Raw genomic sequence first — 23,482 nt, 5'->3', positions numbered from 1 at the left:
GTCGGCGACGTGGCCGGCGAGGAGGGACCGTCATGGCTGACAAGACGACAAGTTCCCAAGGCGCAGGAGCCGCCCCCACCGCGGACAGTCCGGCCGCCATCCGCAACGTGGTGCTGGTGGGCCCATCGGGTGGCGGCAAGACGACACTGGTCGAGACCCTCCTCGTCGCGGCGGGCGTGCTGAACCGGGCCGGCTCCGTGGTAGACGGCACCACGGTCTGTGACAGCGACGAAGCCGAAGTATCCCAGCAACGTTCCGTCGGGCTGGCGCTGGCGTCGCTTCAGCACGACGGCGTCAAGCTCAACCTCATCGACACCCCCGGCTACGCCGACTTCGTCGGCGAGTTGCGGGCCGGCCTGCGGGCGGCGGACTGCGCGTTGTTCGTGATCGCGGCCAACGAGGGCATCGACGAGCCGACCAAATCGCTGTGGATGGAGTGCAGCGACGTGGGCATGCCGCGGGCGGTGGTGATCACCAAGCTCGACCACGCCCGCGCGAACTACGACAACGCGCTGGCCGAGGCCCAGCAGGCGTTCGGCGACAAGGTGCTGCCGCTGTACCTGCCCGCCGACTCGCCGTGCACGGGATTGATCGGGCTACTTTCGCAAACCCACTACGAGTACGCGGAGGGCAGGCGCACCGGCACCCACGATCCCGATAGTTCCTACGCCGAGGCGATCGAGCTCCTGCGCGGAACCCTGATCGAGGGAATCATCGAGGAGTCCGAGGACGAGACGCTGATGGAGCGGTACCTCGGCGGCGAGCAGATCGACCAGCAGGTGCTGATCGACGACCTGGAGAAAGCCGTCGCCCGCGCATCGTTGCACCCGGTGATCCCGGCGTGCAGCGGCACCGGGGTAGGCACCATGGAGCTGCTCGAGATCATCACCGCCGGCTTCCCCTCACCGCCGGAACATCAACTGCCCGAGGTGTTCACCCCGCAGGGCAAGACGAGCAAGGTCCTGCCGTGCGACCCGAACGGTCCGCTGCTGGCGGAGGTCGTCAAGACCACATCGGATCCCTATGTCGGGCGGGTCAGCCTCGTGCGGGTGTTCTCCGGCACCATCACCCCGGACGCGACTGTGCACGTGTCTGGCCACTTCAGCTCCTTCTACGGCCGCAATGGCGCCACCGCGGCACACCAGGATCATGACGAGGACGAACGCATCGGCACGCTGTCGTTTCCGCTCGGAAGGCAGCAGCGTCCCGCGCCGCGCGTCATCGCAGGCGACATCTGCGCAATCGGTCGGCTCAGCCGCGCTGAAACCTCAGACACGTTGTCCGACAAAGGAAATCCGCTAGTCCTCAAACCTTGGTCGATGCCCGACCCGCTGCTGCCCATCGCGGTGCAACCGCGCGCCAAAACCGACGAGGACAAGCTTTCGGTCGGTTTGGCGCGGCTGGCCGCCGAGGATCCGACCCTGCGGATCGAGCAGAACCCCGAGACCCACCAGATCGTGCTGTGGACCATGGGCGAAGCCCACGCCGGGGTGGTGCTCGACGCGCTGGCGCGCCGCTACAGCGTCGCGGTCGACACCGTGGAGTTGCGCGTACCACTGCGGGAAACGTTCGGCGGCACCGCCAAAGGCCACGGCCGCCACGTCAAGCAGTCCGGCGGGCACGGCCAGTACGCGGTCTGTGACATCGAGGTCGAGCCATTGCCTGAAGGTATGGGGTTCGAGTTCGTCGACAAGGTCGTCGGCGGTGCGGTACCGCGCCAGTTCATCGCCAGCGTCGAGAAGGGCGTGCGCGCGCAGATGGAGAAGGGCGTGGGGCCTGGCTATCCCGTCGTCGACATCCGGGTGACCCTGTTCGACGGCAAGGCCCACAGCGTCGACTCGTCGGACTTCGCGTTCCAGATGGCGGGCGGGCTGGCGCTGCGCGACGCGGCGGCCGCGACGAAGGTCAACCTGCTCGAACCGGTCGACGAGGTCGCGGTCGTCATTCCCGACCATTTCGTCGGCGCCGTGATGAGCGACCTGGCGAGCAGGCGCGGACGCGTGCTGGGCACCGACCGGGTCGGCGATGACCGCACCGTGGTCAAAGCTCACGTCCCCGAGGTCGAGTTGACCCGCTACGCAATCGATCTGCGGTCATTGGCCCACGGCGCCGGGTCGTTCACCCGATCCTTCGCTCGCTACGAGCCGATGCCCGAGCACGCCGCCGCCAGAGTCCGGTGACCCGTCCTCAGCGCGGCGGGTCGCCGCGCCAGGCGAAGCTGTTGACGTACTTACCCATGTCCAGTGCGATCTGGATGTTGGCCCCCGACGGCTTTCCGATGCCGAAATCGGGCCCGAACTGCCGGTAGGGCCCCACCGCGGCGGCCACCAGTGCGAGGTCGTCCTTCACCGCGACCATCACCAGCACCCGCATCCTCAGGTAACTGCTGTTGGCGCCCTGCGGCCAGCAGTCGGCGACCTCGCCGTAGCCCGGTTGATAGCCGACCATCGCATTGGGAATCTCGTAGGCGGTCCGGGTATCGGGAAACGTCTCGCCCACCAATGATTTCGCGATCTCCTCCGGCGACCGGTTGCGCGCGGGCTCACCGAACAACTGCAGCGTGCCGCCGTCGCCGCCCAGGAAGTCGGCTGTCACACCGTTGGGCTTGGTGGTGATCCGGTACGCCGAGCCCTCGCCGGGATACGACACCGAGAACGCGCCGTCGGCCGCGGTGAAGCGGGGGTTGATCGCCACCGGGGTGCCCGTGGGTGGCCTTCCGCAGTCCGGCGGGCAGACGTAGCGCACCGGCGGCTTGTGTATCAGTGCGGACACGCCGACCAGCGCCGCCGCGATCACCGCGATCGCGAGCGACAGCGTCAGTGCCAACCGAACGCGCGACGTTCGCCGTAGCCCACCGGCCCGGTACGTACCGGCCGGAACCGCGTATCCCGGAAAGAAACTCGTCGCGCTCATCGGTCCTGGTCGCGCACCGGTCTGGCCTCCCGCCGCGCCTTGCGTGACCACCTCGACGACGCGCGCGTCGCCACCCCGCAGGCCGGACAAAACGCCATGTCGGGCACGACGTGCCCGCAGTGCGGGCACAGCAGCGGTTCGTCGGACCGGATCTCGTCGTGCGCCTCGTGCAGCAGCGCCAGGTGCAGTCCGACGCGCAGCAGGAACATGGCCACCAGGGCGAGCACCACGTACAGCACCAGCATCAACACCTGCGGAAAGTGCGCCACATCGATCAGGCCAAGCCCGAGATACACCGCAAGCACCGCGACCGCAAACCCGACCAGGACCGCCCGCACGACGCCGGGGCGCTGGTCCTTCTTGCTCGCAGGCCGGGTGAACCACAGTGCCGCACCGATCAATCCGCCCGCAGCCGCGGCGGTCAGCGGCACCGCGACCCCCCTGATGCCCGCCTCGACCATCAGGCTCTCCATCGGCCGTCTGCTCACCACGCCGCTGCCGAACTGCGGCGCCAACCGGGTCAGCGTCGCGGCGGCGGTGAACGTCAGCGCGCCGAGCGCCCCGATCATGAACCCGTCGAGCGCTTCTCGGGTCGGCGGCCGGAAGACGCGCACCAAAACGGCAGGCAGCAGCATGAGAAGCACGCCGCCAAGCGGTATGCCGATGCCGTCACGCAGCATCCGGGCGCCCACCACACCTGCACCCAAAGCGATTCCGTAGGAACGCGCGACGGTCGCCCCGGTCAGCAGCACCCAACCCACGCCCAGCGCAACGCCGAGTGCGGTGGTGAGCACCAGCGTGCGAATGGGGAAGTCCCGGAACGCATCCGACTCGCGCAGGTACAGAACGAACAGCAGCGGCAGCCCGAGGGCGGCGACCGTGACCAGCGCCGCGGGCAGCCGCACCATTGTGCAAGCGATCAGCGCCACCAACAGGACGAGCAGTCCCAACCGGAATGCGGTCCGCGACCGCTGCGGCAGGTGCGGGAACAACGAACTCGCCACCGAGAGCTGCAAAAGATGCTCGTTGGGCGCGGCCCCGAAGTCGCGGATGCGCAACCAGTCCGGACCCTCACCGCGCCGGGGCGTCAGGTGACATCCGCACAGTCCGCAGTAATCGCCTGCGGGAACATCGGTCTTGCAGATGCGGCACTCGGCGGTCGGCACCCTGTCGTCAGGGGTCGTCATGAGGCCGCCCCCTGCAGCACGAGCACGTTGCGGACCAAGTTGTCGACGTCGGGCGTTCCCAGCCCGGTGACCAGGTCGTAGCCTGGCCCCGCATCGGCGACCGCGTTGCCACCGAGCGTCACGTCGCGGAACGCGGGCAGCGGCGCGCCCGCGGCGATGCGGTACAGCAGTGGGTTGAAGTCACCGAGTGGCCGGCCGCCGTTGGCGAGAAGATAGGAGTTCATCACCGCGGCGAGCCCCGCCCAGATCGGCGCCGACTGCGAGGTGCCCCCACCCACCAACTGCCGTTGATCGAACACGATGCGCACTCCGGTGAACGGGTCGGCCACCGCCGAGATGTCCGGCGTGAGCCTGCGACCGGGGTCGCGGTCGGGCAGCACGCCGCGCTGCCACTCGGGCCGGTCGAAGATCGCCGACACCCCGCCGCCGGTGCCCAGCGACAGCGGCACGTCGAACCAGGCCTGCTCGGCAAGCCATCGGCCGCCGGCATCGGTCGACAGCGTCGTGCCGCCGACGTCGGTCATCTCGGGCAGCGAGGCGACGGAGTCGAGCCCGATGTCGGACTCGCCGGGCGGCGAGGACCAGTCGGTGCCGCCCTTGCATTCCAGCCCGGCCAGGTCGCCGCTGGCGTTGAACGCCGTCGTCCCCCGCGTGTGCGCGGCGGCCACCGCCGAGCGCACCGGTGTCAGATCGGCGGCGGTGATCAGCTTGTCGCAGCCCCACCCGATCGAGAAACTCCATACCGCCCCGGGGAATTCGCGATCCGCCGACTCGAGCATCCGGCCGATCTTCTCGTAGGCACCGTCACCCTCCACGGTCGGTCGTGCGTTGACGACGACCTTGCGGGCGTCAGGAGCGACGGCATGGGCCACCTCGAGGTCCATCGTGGTCTCGCCGCGCGGGTCGTCGAGCTCGCCGCCGACGACAGTCGGGGTGAAGCGCGGCAGGCCATAGCTGTCGGCGAACGTGTCGAGGTCGGCCTGCTCGAATCCGTCGAACGCGAAGAACACGATCGTCGTGCCCTTGCCGGTGAACCCCGCATTGATCAGCGGGGTGACGTTGTAGGTGTTGCGCAGTGCGGTCGGGGTCAGCCCCTGCGCAGGCACATCCAGCGGAAAAACCGGCGGGCGCGACATGTGGTGCGGTGTATAGCCGAGGATGCGGCCGATCTCGGCGACCTCGGTGCGCAGCGCAGCAGGGACCGCGGGTTGCTGCGGTGAGGCGTAGAAGACCTGACCGCGTCGACCGCGGTAGTCGTGCACGGCCACGCCGAACGCGTCACCGAGATTCTGCGCGGCGCCCTCGATCACGGCCCAGTTCTGGCCGGGCCGCCAGCGGACCGAAAGCCCTTCGCGCCGCGCCCATTTGAACACCTCGTTCGGGCGCGCCCGAAGGGTGACGGTCAGCTGAGCGTCACCGTGGTGCGATGGTCCGAGATCTGTCGAGCTGGTCAGCAGATGCGAGTACGGGCCCGCGATCACACCCACGCCGTCCCGCAACGACGGGAGGCGCAGGTCTGAGACGAGCACCAGTACACCTGCGGCGATCAGCGCCAGCACGCCGAGCTGCCGCGCACCCACAAACCTCAGAGTACGACCGAAATTCGCAGCGGGTCGCTAGTTGTCGCCCGGGATGGCGGTCGGTGCAGGCGGAGCATGCACTGTCGGCGAGAACGGGTTCGGGCCCGGCTCGATGCGCGGAGCCTTCTCCGTCGGATTGACCGGTGCCGACGTCGCCGGCGGGGCGGTCGTCGTGGTGGTGGTCGTCGTTGTCGTCTCGGTTTCGCTGGGCGCCTCTTCCTCCTGCCCGCAGGATGCGGTCAACCCGACCATCGCGAGAATCGCGACACCACCAACGCCGGCAGCGAGACGACGACCCAAAAGACCTGACCTCATGTGCAGTCCTATCTATCCCGACTTGTGCCAGCTGTGGAGTCAAGATCAGTCCGGCGATCGGAACTTTAATCGAATGTGCAGTTCACCGCAGTGTGATTGGAAACGACCTGGACGGCTCGGATCATCCCAGCGCGGTGAGCGCCTCGGGCAGCGAAGAGAACAGCGAGAAGATCTGGTCCAGCCCCGTCAGCTGGATCGGGCGGCTGGTCGCGGGACCGTTGGCCACCACCGCGAAACCGGCGGACGTGCCGATCCTTTGCTGCGTGGCCACCAGCGCCTGCAGCCCCGCCGAGGCCAGGAAGTCCACCGCGGTCAGGTCGATCACCAATGCCTTCGGCGTGCGTTCCAGCGCGTCGTTGACGGCGGCGTCGAAGTCGCCGACGGTGGCCAGGTCGACGTCACCGCCGACCGTGAGCACCGCGATTCCATCCTGGTCGGTGGCCGAGATGGTGATCGGTTCGTTGCCTGACAACGTTGCCCTCCAGTTGCGCCGCACGATGGCGGGGATGCCCGAGCTTAACCCCCTGTCCTGGGGTGTACCTTGTCGCGCTGCCGGACGCGGCGCGAATCTGCGCTTCGACCATGTCCGCACAGCCGCGCAGGATAATCTCGGCAGCAGACTCGTGCGATAACGTGCCGCTGACCCGCGGCAGCCTGGAGGTTCGATGTCCGATCCGTCGACTGACTTTGCCGGTGCCGGTATCGCCGCTGCATCCTCGGCTATTTCCTCCGAGGGGTTGCTTCCCCAGCTGGTGCAGCATCTGCGGCAGAACCGCACCGTCCTTCGCGAAGAGTGGGCACGCCGCATCACCGAGGCGCAGCTGCTCACCGCGATGTCGCCGGAGGAGATCTTCTCCGAGGCCACCACGGTCTACGACAGTTACGTCGAGGTGCTCGAGACCGGCAGCGTCGAGGCGCTGCAGGACTACGCGCGCGACCTGTCCGAACGCATCATTCCGCGGGGTGTGGAGACCGACGAGGTCGTCGGCATCGTCCTGCTGCTGCGCGACGTGCTCGCCCGTTCGCTGTTCGAGAAGTACCAGACCGACTTCACGCTGCTCAATCGTGTGCTCGACGCCTACGAACCCGCGGCCAACCGGATCGCCAACACCGTGGCCGTCAGCTTCGTGCAGGAGCGCGAGCGCATCATCCGTCAGCAACAGGAGGCCATCCGGGAGCTGTCGACACCCGTGCTACAGGTGCGCGAGCAGCTGCTGATCCTGCCGATCATCGGCGTGCTCGACAGTCAGCGCGCCCGCCAGGTCACCGAACAACTGCTGCGCGCGATCCGGGCCAACCGCGCCAAGGTCGTCGTCATCGACATCACCGGTGTGCCGACCATCGACTCCACCGTCGCCAACCACCTGGTACAGACCGTCGACGCGTCCGGCCTGATGGGTGCGAGCGTGATCATCACCGGTTTGTCGTCGGAGATCGCGTTGACGCTGGTGACCATCGGACTGGACCTGTCGAAGATGAACGCCGTCGGCGACCTGCAGGGTGGCATCGAAGAGGCCGAGCGCCTGCTGGGCTACGAGGTCACCCGAACCGGCGACCAGCTCGGGTGAGAGAGCACTAGGGCGGGCGTCACATGCCAGTTCCCATCCTCAAGCAAGGCACCATCTTGATCGCGTCGGTGCAGGCGGCGCTGTCGGACTCCGACACCGAACAACTCCAGCACGATCTGATGGAACGCGTAAGCCGGTTCCGGGCGCACGGCATCATCGTCGACGTCACCGCGATCGACGTGATGGACTCGTTCGCCGCGCGGTCGCTGCGCACGATTGCCCACATGACGCGGCTGCGCGGCGCCGACACCGTCATCGTCGGCCTGCAGCCCGAGGTGGCGTTCGCGATGGTCCAGCTGGGTCTGGCGTTCGACGACATGTACACCGCGCTCGATTTGGAAGAGGGGCTGGCTCTGCTCACTCGACAACTGGAGAGCCGCAAACCGACGATCGGGCGCGACAGTGCGGACTGATTTCGTGGTCGACATCGACGATCCTGACGACATCGTCGCCGCTCGCCAGGCCGGGCACGCACTGGCCCGTCAGCTCGGCTTCTCGCTGACCGACGTCACGATGATCGCGACCGCGATCTCCGAAATCGCCCGCAACATCACGAGTTACGCCGGCCGCGGAGAGATCCGCGTCGGGGTGCAATACCGCGACGGCAAACAGGCGCTCGTGGTGCGCGCCGAGGACGACGGGCCGGGCATCGTCGACGTGGAGCGGGCGCTCGAGGACGGCTACTCCACCGGTCGCGGGCTGGGCCTCGGGCTGCCGGGCGCACGACGGCTGATGGACCGGCTGCATGTCGAGTCGGAGCCCGGTAAGGGCACCACCGTCGAGATGTGGAAATGGATTCCCTCCCGTGTTTAGGAACGGCCGGTTCGGCCCGATCGAATGGGCGGCCACTCGTCGGCCGCGACCCGACGAAAGCGTGTGCGGTGACCTACCCGTCGCGCTGGAAATCGGCACTGGCGCCGCGTTGTTCGGCGCGCTCGACGGGTTGGGACACGGCGAGCCCGCCGCAGCCGCGGCCCAGTGCGCCGCCGAGGTGCTCGAAAGGGCGCGCGCCGAACCGCTCGACGTAGTGGTGCAGCTGTGTCACCGGGCGCTGACCGAGACCCGCGGCGTGGCGATGACGTTGGCACGCATCGACTTCGACACCGACACGATGAGCTGGATCGGGATCGGCAACGTCGCCGCCAACCTCGTCGCCAAGGGGCCAACGGGCGCCGAGATGCGATCGTCGGTGTTTCTCGCCGGTGGCATCGTGGGCTACCGGATGCCGCAACCGCTGTTGACCCACCAGGTGGGGATCACCCCGGGCGACCTGCTGGTGGTCGCCAGCGACGGAATCTCCGCACGCTACGTCGACAGCATCGACTTCAGCGCTCCTGCAACCGAAATCGCCCAGCAGATCCTCGCCGATCACAGCAGGGAGGTCGACGACGCGCTGGTACTCGCCGCGCGTCATCGAGGGTCGACATGAGCGACTTCTACGACGACTACGCCGACGCGCTCGCCGCCTATCTCCGGACCGGCGATGAGGCGAGCCTGGCGGTGGGACACGATCTCGGGCGCCGCGCGCTCGGCGAGCGCAGAAGTGTGCTCGAGATCATCGAGAATCACTTCCGGTTGGTTCAGCGCGTCCTCCCGGATGAGCAGCCAGATCCCGCCACCGCCCTGCACTTTTTGTTGCAGGCGCTGGCGGCTGTCGATGTGGCGACACGCGGGTTTCTCGACGGCACAGCACGTTACGAGCAGCAGCGGGCCCGCGCCGACACGCTGGCCGACCGCGACGAATTCCGCAGCGCACTGGTGAACTCGCTCCAAGAAGGCTTCTTCGTCGCTGACCAGACCGGGACCGTGGTCGAGATGAACGACGCCTTCGCCGAGATCACCGGATACGGGCCCGACGGCATGCCGTATCGAATGCCGCATCCATGGGTCGACGACGAGGCCGACGCGGACGCACGGTGGTCGCAGCTGCGCGTCGACGGCGGAGTCACCGCAGAAACCCCCATTCGGCACAGGGACGGACACCGCAAGTACGTCGTAGTCGCCGTCAACGAGGTCAAGGCTCAGGACCCCGACCGCCACGCCTACGTGGGCACCATCCGTGACATCACCTCCGCGCACGCAGCTACGGAGCGCGAGCGGGCGGTGGCGCGGCTGGCCACCGCGGTCAGTGTGGCCAAGAGTGTCGATGAGGTGCTGTCGATCATGTTGGCGCAGTGTCGCATTCGGCTCGATGCACGCCGTCTGATGGTCGCCATCTGGCAGAAGGACGACGGCGACCCGACGGTTCATGTGGCGGGGGACCCGCACGTGCCGAGCTGGCAGGAGCTCGATCCCGACTGGCGCCGCACATTCGAGGACGCCCGAGACTGGTTACCGCTGACCGTGACTCCCGTCGGCGCGGCGCCCAGCGCGGGCACGACGCGCGGCTTCGTCGCGGTACTGTCAGGCGCCCGCGACGTCGTGTGGTGCCTCGAGCACAACGCTGCGCGTCGCGTCAGCGCAGAGGACAGGCACCTGGTGACCGCGTTGGTGGGCCACCTCAGCCTGGCGATGCAGCATGTCCGCCAGTTCGAGAACTCTCGTAAGACTTCGCTGACCCTGCAGCGTTCGATGCTCGCGCCCAGCGCGCTGCTTCCCGGATTCGCGGTCCGCTACGAGCCGGCGGTACAGCCGCTCGAGATCGGCGGCGACTTCTACGATGTGCTCGAACTCCCCGGACACCGGATCGGCATCGTCGTCGGTGACTGCGTGGGCCGTGGCCTGCCCGCGGCCGCGGTCATGGGCCAGCTACGCGCGTCGGCGCGCGCGCTGCTGCTGACCGGAGCCGAACCTGCGACGGTGCTCACCCAGCTCGACGCGGTAGCTGCGCTGATCCCGGATGCGTTTTGTACCACCGTTTTCGTGGCGATCGTCGACACTGACGCGGGGATGGTCCGGTACAGCAACGCCGGCCACGTACCACCCGTGCTCACCGCGGGCCCCTCGGCACGTGAACTGCTGACCGACGGGCGTTCGGTGCCGCTGGCCGTCCAGTGCGACGACCCTCGCCCCCAGGCGGCGCGACCGCTGGCGGCGCGGTCCACACTGTTGATCTACACCGACGGGCTCGTCGAGCGGCGCACCATCGCCATCGACAACCAGATCGACCTCGTCGCCGGGCTGGTGGCCGACAACGCGGACCTGCCGGTCGAAACGGTGGCCGACATCGTGCTTAGCACGCTGGCACCTGAACAGGGCTACGACGACGACGTCGCGATCGTCATCTACCGCCACGCGCACGCGCACGCGCCGCTCGTCATCGACACGCCCGCAGACGCCCGACAATTGACCGACATCCGGCATCGGCTGTCCGCGTGGCTGGCGACGATCGGGGTAACGGAGGAACGCTCGGCTGACATCGTCCTCGTCGTCAACGAGGCGTGCTCCAACTGCGTCGAGCACGCCTACCGGGGACGCGATCGGGACCGGATGTGCATCCAGGCCACGGAGCGCGACGCCAATGTCGTGGTGAGCGTGTCCGACTCCGGCTCGTGGAAGAAACCGCCGGCCGATCCCGGCACACGCGGACGCGGACTGCCGCTGATCCACGCGGTCAGCGACGACGTGACTCTGGAAGGCACCGAAGAAGGGACCACCATCGCGATGACCTTCCGTCTCTCGGACGGCCCGCAGCCGTGAGCGACCAGTTTCGGCTCCACGCCGCGAAGGCCGAGCAGTCCCCGGTCGTGGTCGCGACGGGCGAGATCGACCTGGCCAACGTCGACGCCTTTCAGGCCGTACTCGACCGCGCAGCTGCCGACAACGCCATGATCACTGTCGACCTGTCGCGGGTGTCCTATTGCGACAGCGCCGCGGTCAGGGCGTTATTCTCCGTCGCCGCCGACACCAAGCTGGCGCTCATCGTTCCCGCGCACGGGCCGATCACCACGCTGCTCGGCATCTCCGGCCTCGACCGGGTCGCGACGGTCACCGTGACCGACTGACGGCCGCCGCGCCGCGCCCCGCATGAGTGCGGGTGATCGCAGGCGCGTTGTAGCCGGCGTCGGCGACGGCCCGCCGCACGGCGTCGTCGACAGCGCCGACCGTGTCGTCGGCGACCAACGCGATCACACACCCGCCGAAGCCGCCGCCGGTCATCCTCGCGCCGAGCGCGCCCGCTTCCACCGCGGTGTCGGCGATCAGATCGATGTGGTCGGTCGTGATCTCGAAGTCGTCGCGCATGGACGCCTGCGAGGCCGTCAGCAGCCGGCCGACCTGCCCGAAGTCGGAGTCCTCCAATGCCGCAACGACTTCGAGGGTGCGCTGGTTATCGGTGAGGATGTGGCGGGCACGCCGCCGCTCGACGGGATCGGCCAGGCGGTCCAGCACCTCGACCCCCTCGTCCTGCACCTCGCGCAGCGACGAGACCCCCAGCTGCTCGGCGGCGCGTTCACAGGCGGTGCGCCGCGCGGCGTACTCACCGCCGGCATGGCGATGCGGCGCGCGCGAATTGATGAGCAGCAGGCCGATGCCCGCAGAATCGGGGTCGAAGTACACCGGTTCGACGCTGGTCTTCTTGAAATCGATCAGCAGCGCCCGTTTCGCCTCGCCGAACAGTGCGGCGAGCTGGTCCATCAATCCTGTTGGCGCACCGACGTACTCGTTCTCGGCCCGCTGCGCGATGCGCGCCTGCGCGATGCGGTCGATCGGCAGATCCGCGGCGGTGACCAGTGCGCCGAGTACCGCGCACTCCAGCGCGGCCGACGACGAAACCCCTGAGCCCACCTCGACCTCACTGGTGATACTCATCGTGCCGCCGCGAACCTCGTGGCCCGCACCGCGCAGCGCCCACACCACGCCGGCCACATAGGCAGCCCAGCCTTCGACGGCTCCCGGCGCGGTGTCCAGCGCAATCGTCACCTCACCGTCTTCGCGGTCGCTTCGCACGACGATGCGGTCCGTATCCGTCGGCGAGTAGCTGACGACGGTGCGCTCCGGCAGGGCGATCGGCAGTGCGAATCCCAGGTTGTAGTCGGTGTGTTCACCGATCAGGTTGATCCGGCCCGGCGCGGCGTAGACGACCTCCATCACAGCTCCCGCAACCGTTTCGCCACGCTCTCGGGCGTCACATCACTGATGAATGCGTCCATTGCCGACTCCGAGCCTGCGAGGAACTTCAATTTGGTGTCGCTGCGGCGGATCGACATCAGCTCGACGTGAAAGTAGCCCTCCCGTTGTTCGTCGGTGTCGGCGTACTGGTGCAACGCCGAGATGTAGGGCAGCGGAGTGGAATACATCCGGTCGAATCGACCGAGGATCTCGGTGTAGATCTCGGCGAATCCGTCCAGTTCAGGCTCGGTCAGCTCAGTGAGGTTGTGGACGAAGCGGTTCGGATAGATGTGCACCTCGACGGGCCAGCGCGCGGCGAACGGGACGAACGCAGTGAACGAGTCGGTGCGTGCGACTATGCGCTGCCCGTCGGCGATCTCGCGGGTGATGAGGTCGGCGAAAAGGTTGGTGCCGGTACGGGCCCTGTGTGAGCGCGCCTGGTCGAGCATCATCGCCGCGCGCGGCGCCAGGAACGGATACCCGTAGATCTGGCCGTGCGGGTGAGTCAGCGTCACACCGATCTCCTCCCCGCGGTTCTCGAAGCAGAACACGTGCGCGATGCCGGGACGGGACATCAGATCGGCCGTGCGGTGCCGCCACGCGTCGACCACCAATCTGGCTTGGGCAGTCGGTAATTGAGCGAACGAGCCGGTGTGGTCGCTCGAAAAGCAGATGACCTCGCAGCGCCCGTGGCCCGGTGCGGACGTCGACAAGTCGTCGTTCAGCGGGGGCAGGACGAACGGTGCGGTACCCGCGCCGGACAGGCTCGGGAACCGGTTCTCGAAGACGACGACGTCGTAGTCGGGCGCGGGGATTTCGCTGGTGAGTCCGGACGGACCGGGGCACAGCGGGCACGCCTCGGCGGGCGGCTTGTACGTGCGGTCCTGGCGCAGCGCGGCGATGATCACCCACTGGCCGGTCGTGCGGTCGAACCGCAACTCCGACCGCTGATCCGTCCGCTCGGGCAGCGGCCGCCGATCGGGCACGGGCGCGGGCGGGTGCTCCGGCAGCGAGAAGAAGAACAGGTCGCGGCCGTCGGCGAGCGGCCAGTGGGTCGGCTCCGCGGTCATGGCGTGTCCACCACCTCAGCAATCGACAGGGTGCCGACCTGCGCGGTGATCACGGCGCGGTCCTCGACGGCCAAACCGTTGTCGACGATCAACGTGTGCACCTGGGGCAGGCGGGCGAAGACGTTGGTGCCGACCTCGCCGAACTTCGTGTGGTCGGCGAGCACGATCAGCCGGTCACAGACCCCGATCAGCGTTCGATTCGTCTGCGCCTCAGCCATATTCGGAGTCGTCAGGCCCGCCTCTGGATCGAGACCGTGCACGCCGAGATAGGTCGCATCGACCCGGAACGACGCGATCGCGGCATCGGCGATCGGCCCGACGAGGGCGTCCGACGGGGTGCGGACCCCGCCGGACAGATACACCTGCGGTGCGTCGTCGGCGCCGGGTTCGGTCAGCACCTGGAACACGCTGACGGAGTTGGTGATCACGGTGATCGACGTCCGGTGCCGCAACCGCCTGGCGAGCTCGGTGGTGGTGGTCCCTGCGCTGATCGCAATCGTCATGCCGTCTTCGACGCTCGCGGCCGCAACCGTTGCGATCGCGGCCTTTTCAGCGCGCTGCTGCGCGGCCTTCACCGACGACCATGGTTCCTCGCCGCGGTTGTGCCGGACCACCGCTCCGCCGTGCACCTTGCGTAGCAGGCTTTGCGCATCGAGCGTGTCCAGGTCGCGGCGCACGGTCATCTCCGACACATCGAGCTCGGCCGCGAGGTCGGCGACCCGGACCGCGCCGCCGGCGTGCAGCGCCCGCAGAATCGCGTCACGGCGTTCGGCGGCGAGCATCGACGATTCCTCCGAGCAAACTCAGTCCGGTTCAGGAATCGCACATTATCAAACAGATATTCACAATCTTGCCGAATATGCCCCCTTCTGCTGTTAGTTTCTGCTTGATTTTGACCGAACTTGTGCAGGCTCCGACAAGAAGTTGGTGAACCGTGCTGCGACTGAACCTCGGCTGGCTCGACTACGTGCTCGTCGCGATCTACTTCGTTTTCGTGCTGGGCATCGGCTTCATCGCCCGCAGTCAGATCTCGTCGAGCCTGGACTTCTTCCTGTCCGGCCGCCGATTGCCGGCGTGGGTCACCGGCCTGGCATTCATCTCCGCCAACCTCGGCGCGGTCGAGATCATGGGTATGGCGGCCAATGGCGCCCAGGTGGGCCTGTCGACCATGCACTACTACTGGATCGGCGCGGTCCCGGCCATGCTGTTCCTCGGCGTGGTGATGATGCCGTTCTATTACGGCTCGAAGGTGCGAAGCGTTCCGGAATTCATGCGCAGGCGCTTCGGCACCGGTGCGCACCTGGTCAACGCGATCAGTTTCGCGACCGCGCAGGTGTTGATCGCCGGCGTCAACCTGTTCCTTCTGGCAACGGTGATCAACGCTCTGGTCGGCTGGCCGCGGTGGGTGTCGTTGATCATCGCCGCCATCGTCGTGCTCAGCTACATCACGCTCGGCGGGTTGTCTGCCGCGATCTACAACGAAGTGCTGCAGTTCTTCGTCATCCTGGCGGCGCTGGTGCCGCTGACCGTCTTCGGGCTGATCCGCGTCGGCGGCTGGGACGGCCTCAAGGAGAAGATGATCGACACCGTGTCCGACGGCAAGGTGAGCGCGACCGTGTCCGAGCAGATCACGACGTGGCCGGGCAATGCGTTGTCGGGCTTCGAGAGTCCGGTGTGGTCGGTGATCGGCATCGTGTTCGGCCTCGGGTTCGTCCTGTCGTTCGGGTATTGGACGACCAACTTCGTCGAGGTGCAGCGCGCGATGGCCTCGAACTCGATCTCCTCGGCGCGGCGCTCGCCGATCATCGCGGCGTTCCCGAAGATGTTCATTCCGTTCGTGGTCATCGTGCCCGGCATGATCGCCGCCGCCGCGATCGGCGACATGATCAACCTGAAAACCGGTGGCGACAGCGACATCACGTACAACGACGCGATGCTGCTGATGATCAGGGAGATCCTGCCCAACGGCCTGCTGGGCGTCGCGGTCGCCGGTCTGCTGGCCTCGTTCATGGCCGGCATGGCCGCCAACATCTCCGCGTTCAACACGGTGTTCAGCTACGACATCTGGCAGCAGTACATCGTCAAGGAGAAGCCCGACGACTACTACACGCTGGTCGGGCGCCTCGCCACCGTCGCCGCGACGATCATGGCGATCTTCACGGCATTGATCGCGGCCGGTTACTCCAACCTGATGGACTACCTGCAGACGCTGTTCGGTTTCTTCAATGCGCCACTGTTCGCCACTTTCATCCTCGGCATGTTCTGGAAGCGGATGACCCCCACCGCGGGCTGGATGGGCTTGGTGGCCGGAACGCTCTCGGCTGTAGGTGTTTTCATTCTGGGCGAGTCGGGCGTCATCGACCTGCCTGGCCAAGGTGTGCCGTTCGTCGCGGCCTCTGCCGCATTCGTCGTCGACATCATCGTCAGCGTGCTGGTCACCATGGTGACCACGCCGAAGCCGGCGTCGGAACTGGTCGGCCTGGTGTACTCCGAGACGTCGAAGGACGTCTTCCGCGACACCGAGAGTGCCGGAAAATCGTGGTACTACAAGCCGGTACCACTGGCCACGGTCGCGCTGATCATGACCATCATCCTCAACATCGTCTTCCACTAGAGCGTCTGGAGATCCGATGCCCAGCAGCAAGCTGACTCAAATATTCGACATCCGCAATGTCATCGGTGCGCTGATGGCGATCTACGGCGTGGTGCTGACGATCGCCGGCTTCGTGCCCGCTCTGCTGCGGGAACGGGACAAGGGCGCGAGCAACAACCCGGTGGATCTCTACTTCGGCACCGAAGCGAACTGGTGGGTCGGGCTCGCGCTGCTCGCCGTTGCGGCCGTGTTCTTCGCGTGGGCGGCACTGCGGCCCGTGAAGGAGGAGGTCATCGAGGAGGTCATCTCGGACGAGCAGTCGGGTTCCGCGTCGCCATAGCGGCTTCGAGTTCCTCCTCCAGCGCGCCCTCCTCGCGGCCCAACGCGATGGTCGCCGCGGCCATCGCGGTGATCGCGACGGTGATGGCCACTGCCTTCAGGCCGTTGACCGTCATGTGCTCCCCAAGCACCACCGCACCGAGGGCCACCGCGATGACGGGTTCGAGCACCAACATCGTCGGCACCGACGTCTGCAACGAGCCGGCGTGAAAGGCGCTCTGCTGCAGCAGCACCGCGATGATGCCGAGCACCACGAGCAGATACACCACCGGTGTCGTCAGCACCGTGCGCAGGCCGTCGTGCGTCAGCAGGTGCATCACCAGCTTGGTGAGCATCGCGACGACACCGAACAGCACCCCGACCGCGACCGCCAGCAGCACCGCACGCTTCCAGCCGGCGGTGCGCACGGCGACGATCACGCATGCCAGCACTGCCGCGGTGCAGATCACCGCGGTCAGTGCCGTCGTGGGAACCGACGCCTCATAGTCACCGGGGCGGGTCTTGGCCAACAGCACGAACACCGCGAGCGCCGCGGTCAGCAGGACGGCCCAAAGCCATTCGCCGCGCGTGACTTTCCTCTTCGCCAGGCGTGCACTCATCGGCAGCGCGAACAACAGCGCGGAGACCAGGATCGGCTGCACCAGAAGTAATGAGCCGTAGGCCAGTGCGAGCGCCTGGAACGCGAAGCCGAGTACCGCCGCGGCGGTGCCCGCCCACCACAGCTTGCTGCGTAGAAGCGTCGCCACCATCGTGGTGCTCACACCGTGTTCGGGCGGAACATTCATGGTTGCGCGTTGCCGGACCACGATGCCGATCGCCAGGAAGAGCGCGGCGAGCAGCGCGAGCAGCACGACAAGACCCTGGCCTACCAAAGCATCAGCTCCTCTCGGACCACGGCCTGCACTAAGGACAACATATGGGGCGCGGCGTCGCGGAGCCAAAGCGCCGGTGAGTTTTGGTGTCCCGCGCAGTGGGCATTAACGGTCCATGAATCTGCGGCGGTTGATCTTGCTCGTGGGAGCGGTCGTGTTGGTCATCGGGGTCATCGGTCTGTTGATGCCGGTGTCGATACCCGGACCGGACAACCAGAAGATCGGCTGCGGCAACGCGGTGGCGGCGGACACGTCCAGTGCTCAGCAGGCGGACAACCGCAATCCGGTGAACCTGCCGATTCTCAACGAGCTCGTCCCGCACACCGACTACGCGGCGCAGTGTCAGTCGGCGGTGGGCGATCGGCGGACGTGGACCATCCCGGTCGCGGTGATCGGCCTGGTAGTGCTGCTCGGCTCGTTCTTCGTGGGTGGCCGGGCAGGCGGCGTCCGCACCCGCTAGCTGGCTTCGCGGTCGCCCACCAGGTGCAGCTTCGGCTGCTGGTGCTCCGGCGCGATCTTGTCATTGACGGTCGCCACGACAGAGTCGACGCGGCTGACCGCACGGTCGCACAACCCGCGCACCTTGTCGCTGGCGACGTCGACCTCGTCGACCGCGCTGAGTAGGTAAGCCCGCACATTGAGCCGCAGGCGTTCGCCGGCGTACCGCGCCCGGCGGCGCAACCGATCGTCGATCTCCACGGAGACGTAGGGAAGCACTCGAAGCTTCATGTGCCCACAGTAGCCAAGGCGGCCCGTGATCGGGAGTGAGCGTTGCGCCGGGCCCGGGCCGGGTTTTGTTCGGGGACACACTGCATTCTTCTTGACCCTCCCCCAAGGGGAGACCAGACCCTGGACCCATGAGCACAGTTGATTGGAGCGAGGGAATCAGGACGTCGCTGGACGACCTGCCGGCAGTGGTGGCGACGTATCTCGACGCGCATCGTCAGCACGACGTCGCGACGGCGATCTCGACGTTCACAGCCGATGCCGCCGTGACCGACGAGGGCCATACCTACCGCGGTCGCGAGGAGATCGGGACCTGGCTGGGCCGTGCGGCAAGCCAGTACACGTTCACCACGGACTTCACCGGTGCCACCACGATCGGCGCTGCGCACGTCGACGTGGTCGCCCATCTCGAAGGTGACTTTCCCGGCCGGGTGGCCGACCTTCACTTCCGCTTCCTTCTGGAAGGCACGTCGATCAGCCGACTGGTGATCGAGCCATGAGCCCCGCAATGACGAGGAACTGGTTCATCACCGGCGGCACGCCAGGCGGATTCGGGATGGCCTTCGCCGAGGCCGCATTGGACATCGGAGACCGGGTGGTGCTCACCGCTCGGCGACCTGCGGAACTGGCCGAGTGGGCGCAGACGCACGGCGACCGCGTGCTCGTCCTGCCACTGGATGTCACCGACGCGGGCGAGGTGCAGAAGGCGGTTGGGGCGGCCGAGAAGCGCTTCGGCGGCATCGACGTGCTGGTCAACAACGCCGGCCGCGGCTGGTACGGGTCGATCGAGGGGATGAACGAGGCCGCGGTGCGCGCAATGTTCGAGCTGAACTTCTTCGCCGTGCTGTCGGTCGTCCGGGCAGCGCTACCGGGCATGCGTGCCAGGGGCGACGGGTGGATCATCAACATGTCCTCCGTCGCGGGCCTGCGGGGTGTCACCGGATTCGGTTACTACAGCGCAACCAAGTTCGCCGTGGAAGCGGTCACCGAGGCACTCCGTGAGGAGGTGGCCCCGATGGGGGTCCGAGTGATGGCGGTCGAGCCCGGAGCTTTTCGCACCCGCGCTTACGCGGGCTTCGCCGACGAACCCATCGAAGAAGCAATCGCCGAGTACCGGCCCATGCTGGAGGAGGTCCTCGCCGCGATGATCGCCCAGGACGGCAAGCAGCCCGGTGATCCCCGGCGCGGGGCCCGCGCGGTGATTGCGGCGATGGCCCAGAACCCGCCGCCCCGACGGCTGGTCCTCGGCAGCGAGGGCTTCGACGCCGTCGTCGCGACGCTCGAGGACTCACTGGCCGAGATCCGCGCGCGCGAAACGCTTTCCCGCGGAGCGGACTTCTCGGCCGAGTCGTAAATCAGCCGGGACCCTCGACGCGTGCGCCGAGCTGATCGATCAAGGAATACAGGTTGGCGACGCCCCAGTGTTCGACGATGCGCCCATCGCGGACCCGCATCGCGTCGACGGTCTCGAACCGAACGCTGCGTCCGGTCGGTGCGATGCCGAGAAAGTCGCCGCGATGCGTTCCGTGATACGTCTTGAACGTGGTTACGAGGTCGCCTTCGACTGCCTGCCAATGGATTTCGGGTCGGAAGTCGGGGAACGCATCGCGCAGTCGGCGATACAAGACACGGACGCCGTCCTTGTCGGGCGTCGTGCCCGGCTGCGGGGTGTGGTCAACGAAGTCGTCGGCGAACAGCTCTTCGAACAGGTCGAAATCGCCTTGCCCCTGGACTTCCTCGGTGTTGCGGCGCACCACAGCGATGGCGCGCTCCCCCAGTTCGTCGCGTGTCATCGGTCTGAGGCTCCGTGTGGTTCCGGTGTCTGATCGGCCATGTCCAACTCCCCTTCGTGCCAGTTCGCCAGAAGCCGGAGCGCGGTGTCGGAGGCCGACCCCGGCTCGGTGGTGTAGACGATCAGCGTCTGGTCCTCATCGCCGCTCGGGTTGAGCGCCTGATACCGAACGGTGAGGTCGCCGACGACGGGGTGGTGATATCCCTTGGTTCCCGTCGTGCGGCGCTGCACGTCGTGGCGTGGCCACCAGGTCCGGAACTCCTCGGAATGGATCGACAGTTCCCCGATGAGCTCCGAGAGCTTCGGATCGTCGGGGTGCCTGCCCGCGTCGTCGCGCAGCATCGCCACCGTGTCGATCGCCACCTGCTTCCAGTCTTCGTAGAGTTCGCGCGCGTGCGGGTCCAGAAACACGAAGCGGGCCTGATTGCGTTGCGGCGCAGGCAGGCGAAGGAAATCGGTGATGAGCGCGCCGGCGAGCCGGTTGTGTGCCAGGACGTCAAGCCGGCGGCCCAGGATGAAGGCCGGTGAGGAGGCGGCGTCGAGCCGGTCGAGCAAATGCAACGAGGCGGGGTCGACGTGCTGCGGACGAGGGCGGCTACGGCGCTTGGCAGGCTGCGGGCGCCCGAGCCGGTGCAGGTGGTCGCGTTCGGCGTCGTTCAACTGCAACGCGGTGGCCAGCGCGTCCAGGACGTCGACCGAGGCGCTGCGGCTGCGGCCCTGTTCAAGGCGCGTGTAGTAGTCGACACTCACCCCGGCCAGTTGGGCCAGTTCCTCGCGACGCAGACCCGGCACCCGCCTGCGGACGAATTCGCCGCGCAGGCCGACGTCCTCGGGGGTGAGCCGGGCCCGCCGGGTGCTGAGGAACCCCGCCAGGTCCGAAAGGTTGTCGTTCACGTCCCCAGTCTGACGGGCATTGCGGGCCCCGGCATCCGCAAGGGTGGCCCATTTCGTCCCCCGATGAGCTGGGCACGTCTGAGCACGTCGACGGCGGCCTGGAACTGGTTGCTTGGAATGCAAGCGATCCACTCGACGAAGGGAAGACGACATGTCCACAGTCATCGACTCCAACCCGCTGGCCGGCCGCACCGCCGTGGTGACCGGGGCGTCCAGCGGCATCGGTGAGGCCACTGCCTTGCGGCTCGCCGGCCTCGGCGCCACGGTAGCCGTCGCGGCCCGCCGCAAGGACAACCTCGACGCGCTCGTCGAGCGCATCGACGCCGCCGGTGGCACCGCGCTCGCTGTGCCGCTCGACGTCACCGATCGCGACGCCGTCACCGCTGCAGCCGAGCGGGTGTCGGCCGAACTCGGACGCGCGGACCTGGTGTTCGCCAACGCGGGCGTGCAACTCGTCTCGGCCATCGACGATCTCCAGGTCGACGACTGGCAACGCCAGATCGACCTCAACATCACCGGCGTGATGAACACGATCGGGGCATTCGTCCCGCACCTCGTCGCCGCAGCCGAAGCGGGCGGACCGGCGGACCTCATCACCACGTCGTCGATCGCCGCGACGCGGGTGCTCGAGAAATTCTCCGTGTACTCGGGGACGAAGGCCTACCTGAGCCAGTTGACGCGGTTGCTCCGGGTCGAACTCGGCCGCAAGATGGTCCGCGTCTCGACCGTCGAACCGGGCATGGTCGACACCGAACTGCCCGACCACGTGACCGACCCCGATGCCAGCAAGCTGATGGCCGACCTGATCAGTGACATCGACGTGCTCAGTCCGGCCGACGTCGCCGAGACGGTCGCGTTCATCGCCTCTGTGCCACGGCACGTCAACCTCACCGAGATCACCATTCTGCCTACCCAGCAAGCCATTTGAGACTCGCCATCACGGCGAAGAGAGAATGAAGAACATGTCCGACAACACCAAGGTCGTTCTGATCACCGGCGCCAGCAGCGGCATCGGCGAAGCCACCGCGCTGCGGTTGGCACGCGATGGCCACCACGTCTTCCTGGGCGCCAGAAGAACCGACCGGCTCGAGGAGCTGTCCGCTCGGATCACCGATGCCGGAGGGCAGGCGGCATTTCAGCGCCTCGACGTCACCGATGCCGCCGACGTCGAACGCTTCGTCCAGGCGGCCCGGGACCTCTACGGACGGGTCGACGTCATCGTCAACAACGCGGGCGTCATGCCGTTGTCACCGTTGGCCGCTCGTAAGGTCGACGAGTGGGACCGCATGATCGACGTCAACGTCCGGGGCGTCCTGCACGGAATCAGCGCGGTGCTACCCGTCATGGCGGCCCAAGGTGGCGGACACGTCGTCAACGTCGCCTCGGTGGGCGCCTACGAAGTGGTGCCCACCTCGGCGGTGTACAGCGCCACCAAGTTCGCCGTGCGGGCGATCTCCGAGGGTCTTCGACAGGAGTCGGACGGTGACATCCGGGTGACGCTGATCTCCCCTGGAGTCACCGAATCCGAACTGGCGGAGTCGATCTCGGACTCGGGGGCCCGCGAGGCGATGAAGGCGTACCGCTCGGTCGCGCTACCGGCATCGGCGATCGCCGACGCGATTGCCTACGCCGTGGCACAGCCTCAGGAAGTCGATGTCAACGAGATCATCGTGCGGCCCGCAGCGAGCGCGCAGTAGGTCACGACCGAAGCTGCGGCTCGACCGCCGCGGCGAGTCGAAAGACCGGCCAGCCGATCTCCGTGCGCCACTCGGCGGGGTCGGCGGTGTCGCGCGGCCCCACCCGATAGACCTCGTGAATCGGTCCGTCAACCGTCAGGGCGTGCTCGACCACCCAGGCGCCGAGGCGGCCGTAGGTGACGTCGATGTCGTCGTGCGGCCCGGCGTGCACGGCGATGGCGAGGTCGGCAGGCGGGAGGTCGACGACCTCGATCCGACCATTCGGGTGGGGCGCACGGACGGGCCGGAAGACGGTCATCGTCCCGACTCCGTGGGTGAACAGCTCGTTGGCGTACTGCCCGCCCGGTGGCCCCGTACGTTCCGCCGGCGGGAAAGTCGCATCCAGTTCCGTCATCGCGGAGTCATACCAGAGAAGCGAATCCTCAAGTCGGACGTGGCCGTTGATCGCAGCCACGGCGCGGCCGCGGACCGTACGCAACTCGACGGGCAAGTCGGCGGGAGTGGGGCGCAGCAGCCGCCGTAGGGAAAGGACCGCGGCACGGGTTCGTTCGAGTTCGGCTTCGAGGCGCTGCAGATGCCCTTCGATCACCTCGGCGCGCTCATGCGGATCGTCGGTGCCGAGAACGGTCTCGACCTCGGCCAGGGGCACGTCGAGTTGGCGAAGCCGATGAATGACCTGCGCGGTGGGAATCTGGTCGGGTGTGTAGTAGCGGTAGCCGGTGAACGGGTCGACCGTGGCGGGCTCGAGGAGCCCGGCCTCGTGGTAGCGGCGCAATGTCCGCACACTCAGGTGGGTCAACGTCGCGAACTCGCCGATGGTCAATCCGGATGGCATGACGCCCAGTCTGCCTCGGTCCTTGACCCTCCCCCTGGGGGAGGACGGACCG

At 67.4% G+C, this 23,482-nt stretch carries 27 protein-coding genes; 14 read left to right on the top strand and 13 right to left on the bottom strand.

The window, feature by feature from the left end; genetic code table 11:
• Window positions 1-32 precede the first annotated feature (32 nt).
• Window positions 33-2,180, top strand: coding sequence for an elongation factor G-like protein EF-G2 (locus N4S67_RS23960; protein WP_260995533.1), 2,148 nt, complete (start codon window positions 33-35; stop codon window positions 2,178-2,180).
• Between the two features lie 7 nt (window positions 2,181-2,187).
• On the opposite strand, the gene N4S67_RS23955 is transcribed toward N4S67_RS23960, so the two are convergent.
• From N4S67_RS23955 to N4S67_RS23935, 5 genes are all read right to left on the bottom strand, one after another.
• On the bottom strand, window positions 2,188-2,913 hold the full coding sequence (locus N4S67_RS23955) for a hypothetical protein (protein WP_260995532.1): 726 nt from the start codon (window positions 2,911-2,913) through the stop codon (window positions 2,188-2,190).
• Window positions 2,910-4,100, bottom strand: a complete 1,191-nt coding sequence (locus N4S67_RS23950) for a zinc ribbon domain-containing protein (RefSeq protein ID WP_260995531.1) — start codon at window positions 4,098-4,100, stop codon at window positions 2,910-2,912. The genes N4S67_RS23955 and N4S67_RS23950 overlap by 4 nt, the downstream gene beginning before the upstream one ends.
• Window positions 4,097-5,680, bottom strand: a complete 1,584-nt coding sequence (locus tag N4S67_RS23945) for a S53 family peptidase (RefSeq protein WP_260995530.1) — start codon at window positions 5,678-5,680, stop codon at window positions 4,097-4,099. The genes N4S67_RS23950 and N4S67_RS23945 overlap by 4 nt, the downstream gene beginning before the upstream one ends.
• A gap of 36 nt (window positions 5,681-5,716) precedes the next feature.
• Window positions 5,717-5,995, bottom strand: a complete 279-nt coding sequence (locus tag N4S67_RS23940) for a hypothetical protein (protein ID WP_260995529.1) — start codon at window positions 5,993-5,995, stop codon at window positions 5,717-5,719.
• Between the two features lie 121 nt (window positions 5,996-6,116).
• Complete coding sequence (locus N4S67_RS23935; RefSeq protein WP_260995528.1) at window positions 6,117-6,491, bottom strand: STAS domain-containing protein; 375 nt, start codon at window positions 6,489-6,491, stop codon at window positions 6,117-6,119.
• 169 nt (window positions 6,492-6,660) lie between these two features.
• On the opposite strand from N4S67_RS23935, the gene N4S67_RS23930 reads away from it, so the two are divergent.
• Genes N4S67_RS23930 through N4S67_RS23905 form a run of 6 tightly spaced genes read left to right on the top strand, consistent with a single transcriptional unit; the run spans window position 6,661 to window position 11,507 of the window.
• On the top strand, window positions 6,661-7,563 hold the full coding sequence (locus tag N4S67_RS23930; RefSeq protein WP_260995527.1) for an STAS domain-containing protein: 903 nt from the start codon (window positions 6,661-6,663) through the stop codon (window positions 7,561-7,563).
• A 23-nt stretch (window positions 7,564-7,586) separates the two neighbouring features.
• Window positions 7,587-7,976 carry an STAS domain-containing protein gene (locus tag N4S67_RS23925; RefSeq protein ID WP_260995526.1) on the top strand — a complete coding sequence of 130 codons (390 nt, stop codon included), beginning with the start codon at window positions 7,587-7,589 and terminating at the stop codon, window positions 7,974-7,976.
• Complete coding sequence (locus N4S67_RS23920) at window positions 7,966-8,376, top strand: ATP-binding protein (RefSeq protein ID WP_260995525.1); 411 nt, start codon at window positions 7,966-7,968, stop codon at window positions 8,374-8,376. The genes N4S67_RS23925 and N4S67_RS23920 overlap by 11 nt, the downstream gene beginning before the upstream one ends.
• Window positions 8,369-8,992 (top strand): SpoIIE family protein phosphatase, encoded by a 624-nt coding sequence (locus N4S67_RS23915; protein ID WP_260995524.1) that lies wholly within the window; start codon window positions 8,369-8,371, stop codon window positions 8,990-8,992. Before N4S67_RS23920 ends, N4S67_RS23915 begins: the two co-directional genes overlap by 8 nt.
• On the top strand, window positions 8,989-11,202 hold the full coding sequence (locus N4S67_RS23910; protein WP_260995523.1) for a SpoIIE family protein phosphatase: 2,214 nt from the start codon (window positions 8,989-8,991) through the stop codon (window positions 11,200-11,202). Before N4S67_RS23915 ends, N4S67_RS23910 begins: the two co-directional genes overlap by 4 nt.
• Window positions 11,199-11,507 carry an STAS domain-containing protein gene (locus tag N4S67_RS23905; protein ID WP_260995522.1) on the top strand — a complete coding sequence of 103 codons (309 nt, stop codon included), beginning with the start codon at window positions 11,199-11,201 and terminating at the stop codon, window positions 11,505-11,507. Before N4S67_RS23910 ends, N4S67_RS23905 begins: the two co-directional genes overlap by 4 nt.
• Here N4S67_RS23905 and N4S67_RS23900 read toward each other — a convergent pair.
• The 3 genes from N4S67_RS23900 to N4S67_RS23890 are packed head-to-tail and all read right to left on the bottom strand — an operon-like array spanning window position 11,491 to window position 14,464.
• Entirely contained in the window at window positions 11,491-12,591 is a 1,101-nt protein-coding gene (locus N4S67_RS23900) for a galactokinase (RefSeq protein ID WP_260995521.1), read from the bottom strand. The two genes, N4S67_RS23905 and N4S67_RS23900, sit on opposite strands and share 17 nt — an antisense overlap.
• Window positions 12,591-13,682, bottom strand: a complete 1,092-nt coding sequence (gene galT / locus N4S67_RS23895) for a galactose-1-phosphate uridylyltransferase (RefSeq protein ID WP_260995520.1) — start codon at window positions 13,680-13,682, stop codon at window positions 12,591-12,593. The genes N4S67_RS23900 and galT overlap by 1 nt, the downstream gene beginning before the upstream one ends.
• Window positions 13,679-14,464 (bottom strand): DeoR/GlpR family DNA-binding transcription regulator, encoded by a 786-nt coding sequence (locus N4S67_RS23890; RefSeq protein WP_260995519.1) that lies wholly within the window; start codon window positions 14,462-14,464, stop codon window positions 13,679-13,681. Before N4S67_RS23890 ends, galT begins: the two co-directional genes overlap by 4 nt.
• A gap of 152 nt (window positions 14,465-14,616) precedes the next feature.
• Between N4S67_RS23890 and N4S67_RS23885 the strand changes: the two genes are divergently transcribed.
• Window positions 14,617-16,296 carry a sodium:solute symporter family protein gene (locus N4S67_RS23885; RefSeq protein ID WP_260995518.1) on the top strand — a complete coding sequence of 560 codons (1,680 nt, stop codon included), beginning with the start codon at window positions 14,617-14,619 and terminating at the stop codon, window positions 16,294-16,296.
• Between the two features lie 16 nt (window positions 16,297-16,312).
• On the top strand, window positions 16,313-16,615 hold the full coding sequence (locus N4S67_RS23880; RefSeq protein ID WP_260995517.1) for a hypothetical protein: 303 nt from the start codon (window positions 16,313-16,315) through the stop codon (window positions 16,613-16,615).
• On the opposite strand, the gene N4S67_RS23875 is transcribed toward N4S67_RS23880, so the two are convergent.
• A complete protein-coding gene (locus N4S67_RS23875; protein WP_260995516.1) occupies window positions 16,578-17,486 on the bottom strand; it encodes a DMT family transporter in 909 nt (302 codons plus the stop codon). The genes N4S67_RS23880 and N4S67_RS23875 overlap by 38 nt on opposite strands.
• A 115-nt stretch (window positions 17,487-17,601) precedes the next feature.
• Here N4S67_RS23875 and N4S67_RS23870 point away from each other — a divergent pair, with 115 nt between their 5' ends.
• On the top strand, window positions 17,602-17,946 hold the full coding sequence (locus N4S67_RS23870; RefSeq protein ID WP_260995515.1) for an aminopeptidase: 345 nt from the start codon (window positions 17,602-17,604) through the stop codon (window positions 17,944-17,946).
• Here N4S67_RS23870 and N4S67_RS23865 read toward each other — a convergent pair.
• Window positions 17,943-18,215 (bottom strand): hypothetical protein, encoded by a 273-nt coding sequence (locus tag N4S67_RS23865; protein ID WP_260995514.1) that lies wholly within the window; start codon window positions 18,213-18,215, stop codon window positions 17,943-17,945. The genes N4S67_RS23870 and N4S67_RS23865 overlap by 4 nt on opposite strands.
• A 128-nt stretch (window positions 18,216-18,343) precedes the next feature.
• Here N4S67_RS23865 and N4S67_RS23860 point away from each other — a divergent pair, with 128 nt between their 5' ends.
• Both N4S67_RS23860 and N4S67_RS23855 read left to right on the top strand, forming a co-directional pair.
• A complete protein-coding gene (locus N4S67_RS23860; RefSeq protein WP_260995513.1) occupies window positions 18,344-18,712 on the top strand; it encodes a nuclear transport factor 2 family protein in 369 nt (122 codons plus the stop codon).
• Window positions 18,713-18,720: 8 nt separating this feature from the next.
• A complete protein-coding gene (locus tag N4S67_RS23855) occupies window positions 18,721-19,566 on the top strand; it encodes an SDR family NAD(P)-dependent oxidoreductase (RefSeq protein WP_260995512.1) in 846 nt (281 codons plus the stop codon).
• A 1-nt stretch (window position 19,567) separates the two neighbouring features.
• On the opposite strand, the gene N4S67_RS23850 is transcribed toward N4S67_RS23855, so the two are convergent.
• Together N4S67_RS23850 and N4S67_RS23845 are read right to left on the bottom strand one after the other, a co-directional pair.
• On the bottom strand, window positions 19,568-20,005 hold the full coding sequence (locus tag N4S67_RS23850; RefSeq protein ID WP_260995511.1) for an ester cyclase: 438 nt from the start codon (window positions 20,003-20,005) through the stop codon (window positions 19,568-19,570).
• Window positions 20,002-20,898 carry a helix-turn-helix transcriptional regulator gene (locus N4S67_RS23845; protein ID WP_260995510.1) on the bottom strand — a complete coding sequence of 299 codons (897 nt, stop codon included), beginning with the start codon at window positions 20,896-20,898 and terminating at the stop codon, window positions 20,002-20,004. Before N4S67_RS23845 ends, N4S67_RS23850 begins: the two co-directional genes overlap by 4 nt.
• Before the next feature lie 151 nt (window positions 20,899-21,049).
• Between N4S67_RS23845 and N4S67_RS23840 the strand changes: the two genes are divergently transcribed.
• Window positions 21,050-21,826, top strand: coding sequence for an SDR family oxidoreductase (locus N4S67_RS23840; protein ID WP_260995509.1), 777 nt, complete (start codon window positions 21,050-21,052; stop codon window positions 21,824-21,826).
• A gap of 34 nt (window positions 21,827-21,860) precedes the next feature.
• Window positions 21,861-22,595: an SDR family oxidoreductase gene (locus N4S67_RS23835; protein ID WP_260995508.1), complete on the top strand. Its 735-nt coding sequence runs from the start codon at window positions 21,861-21,863 to the stop codon at window positions 22,593-22,595.
• Between the two features lies 1 nt (window position 22,596).
• On the opposite strand, the gene N4S67_RS23830 is transcribed toward N4S67_RS23835, so the two are convergent.
• Entirely contained in the window at window positions 22,597-23,430 is an 834-nt protein-coding gene (locus tag N4S67_RS23830) for a MerR family transcriptional regulator (RefSeq protein ID WP_260995507.1), read from the bottom strand.
• Window positions 23,431-23,482: the final 52 nt, after the last annotated feature.

The sequence above is a fragment of the Mycobacterium deserti genome (assembly GCF_025345615.1).
In the GTDB taxonomy this organism is placed as follows: Bacteria; Actinomycetota; Actinomycetes; order Mycobacteriales; family Mycobacteriaceae; genus Mycobacterium; species Mycobacterium deserti.
This window is presented reverse-complemented; position numbering and strand designations above follow the sequence as displayed.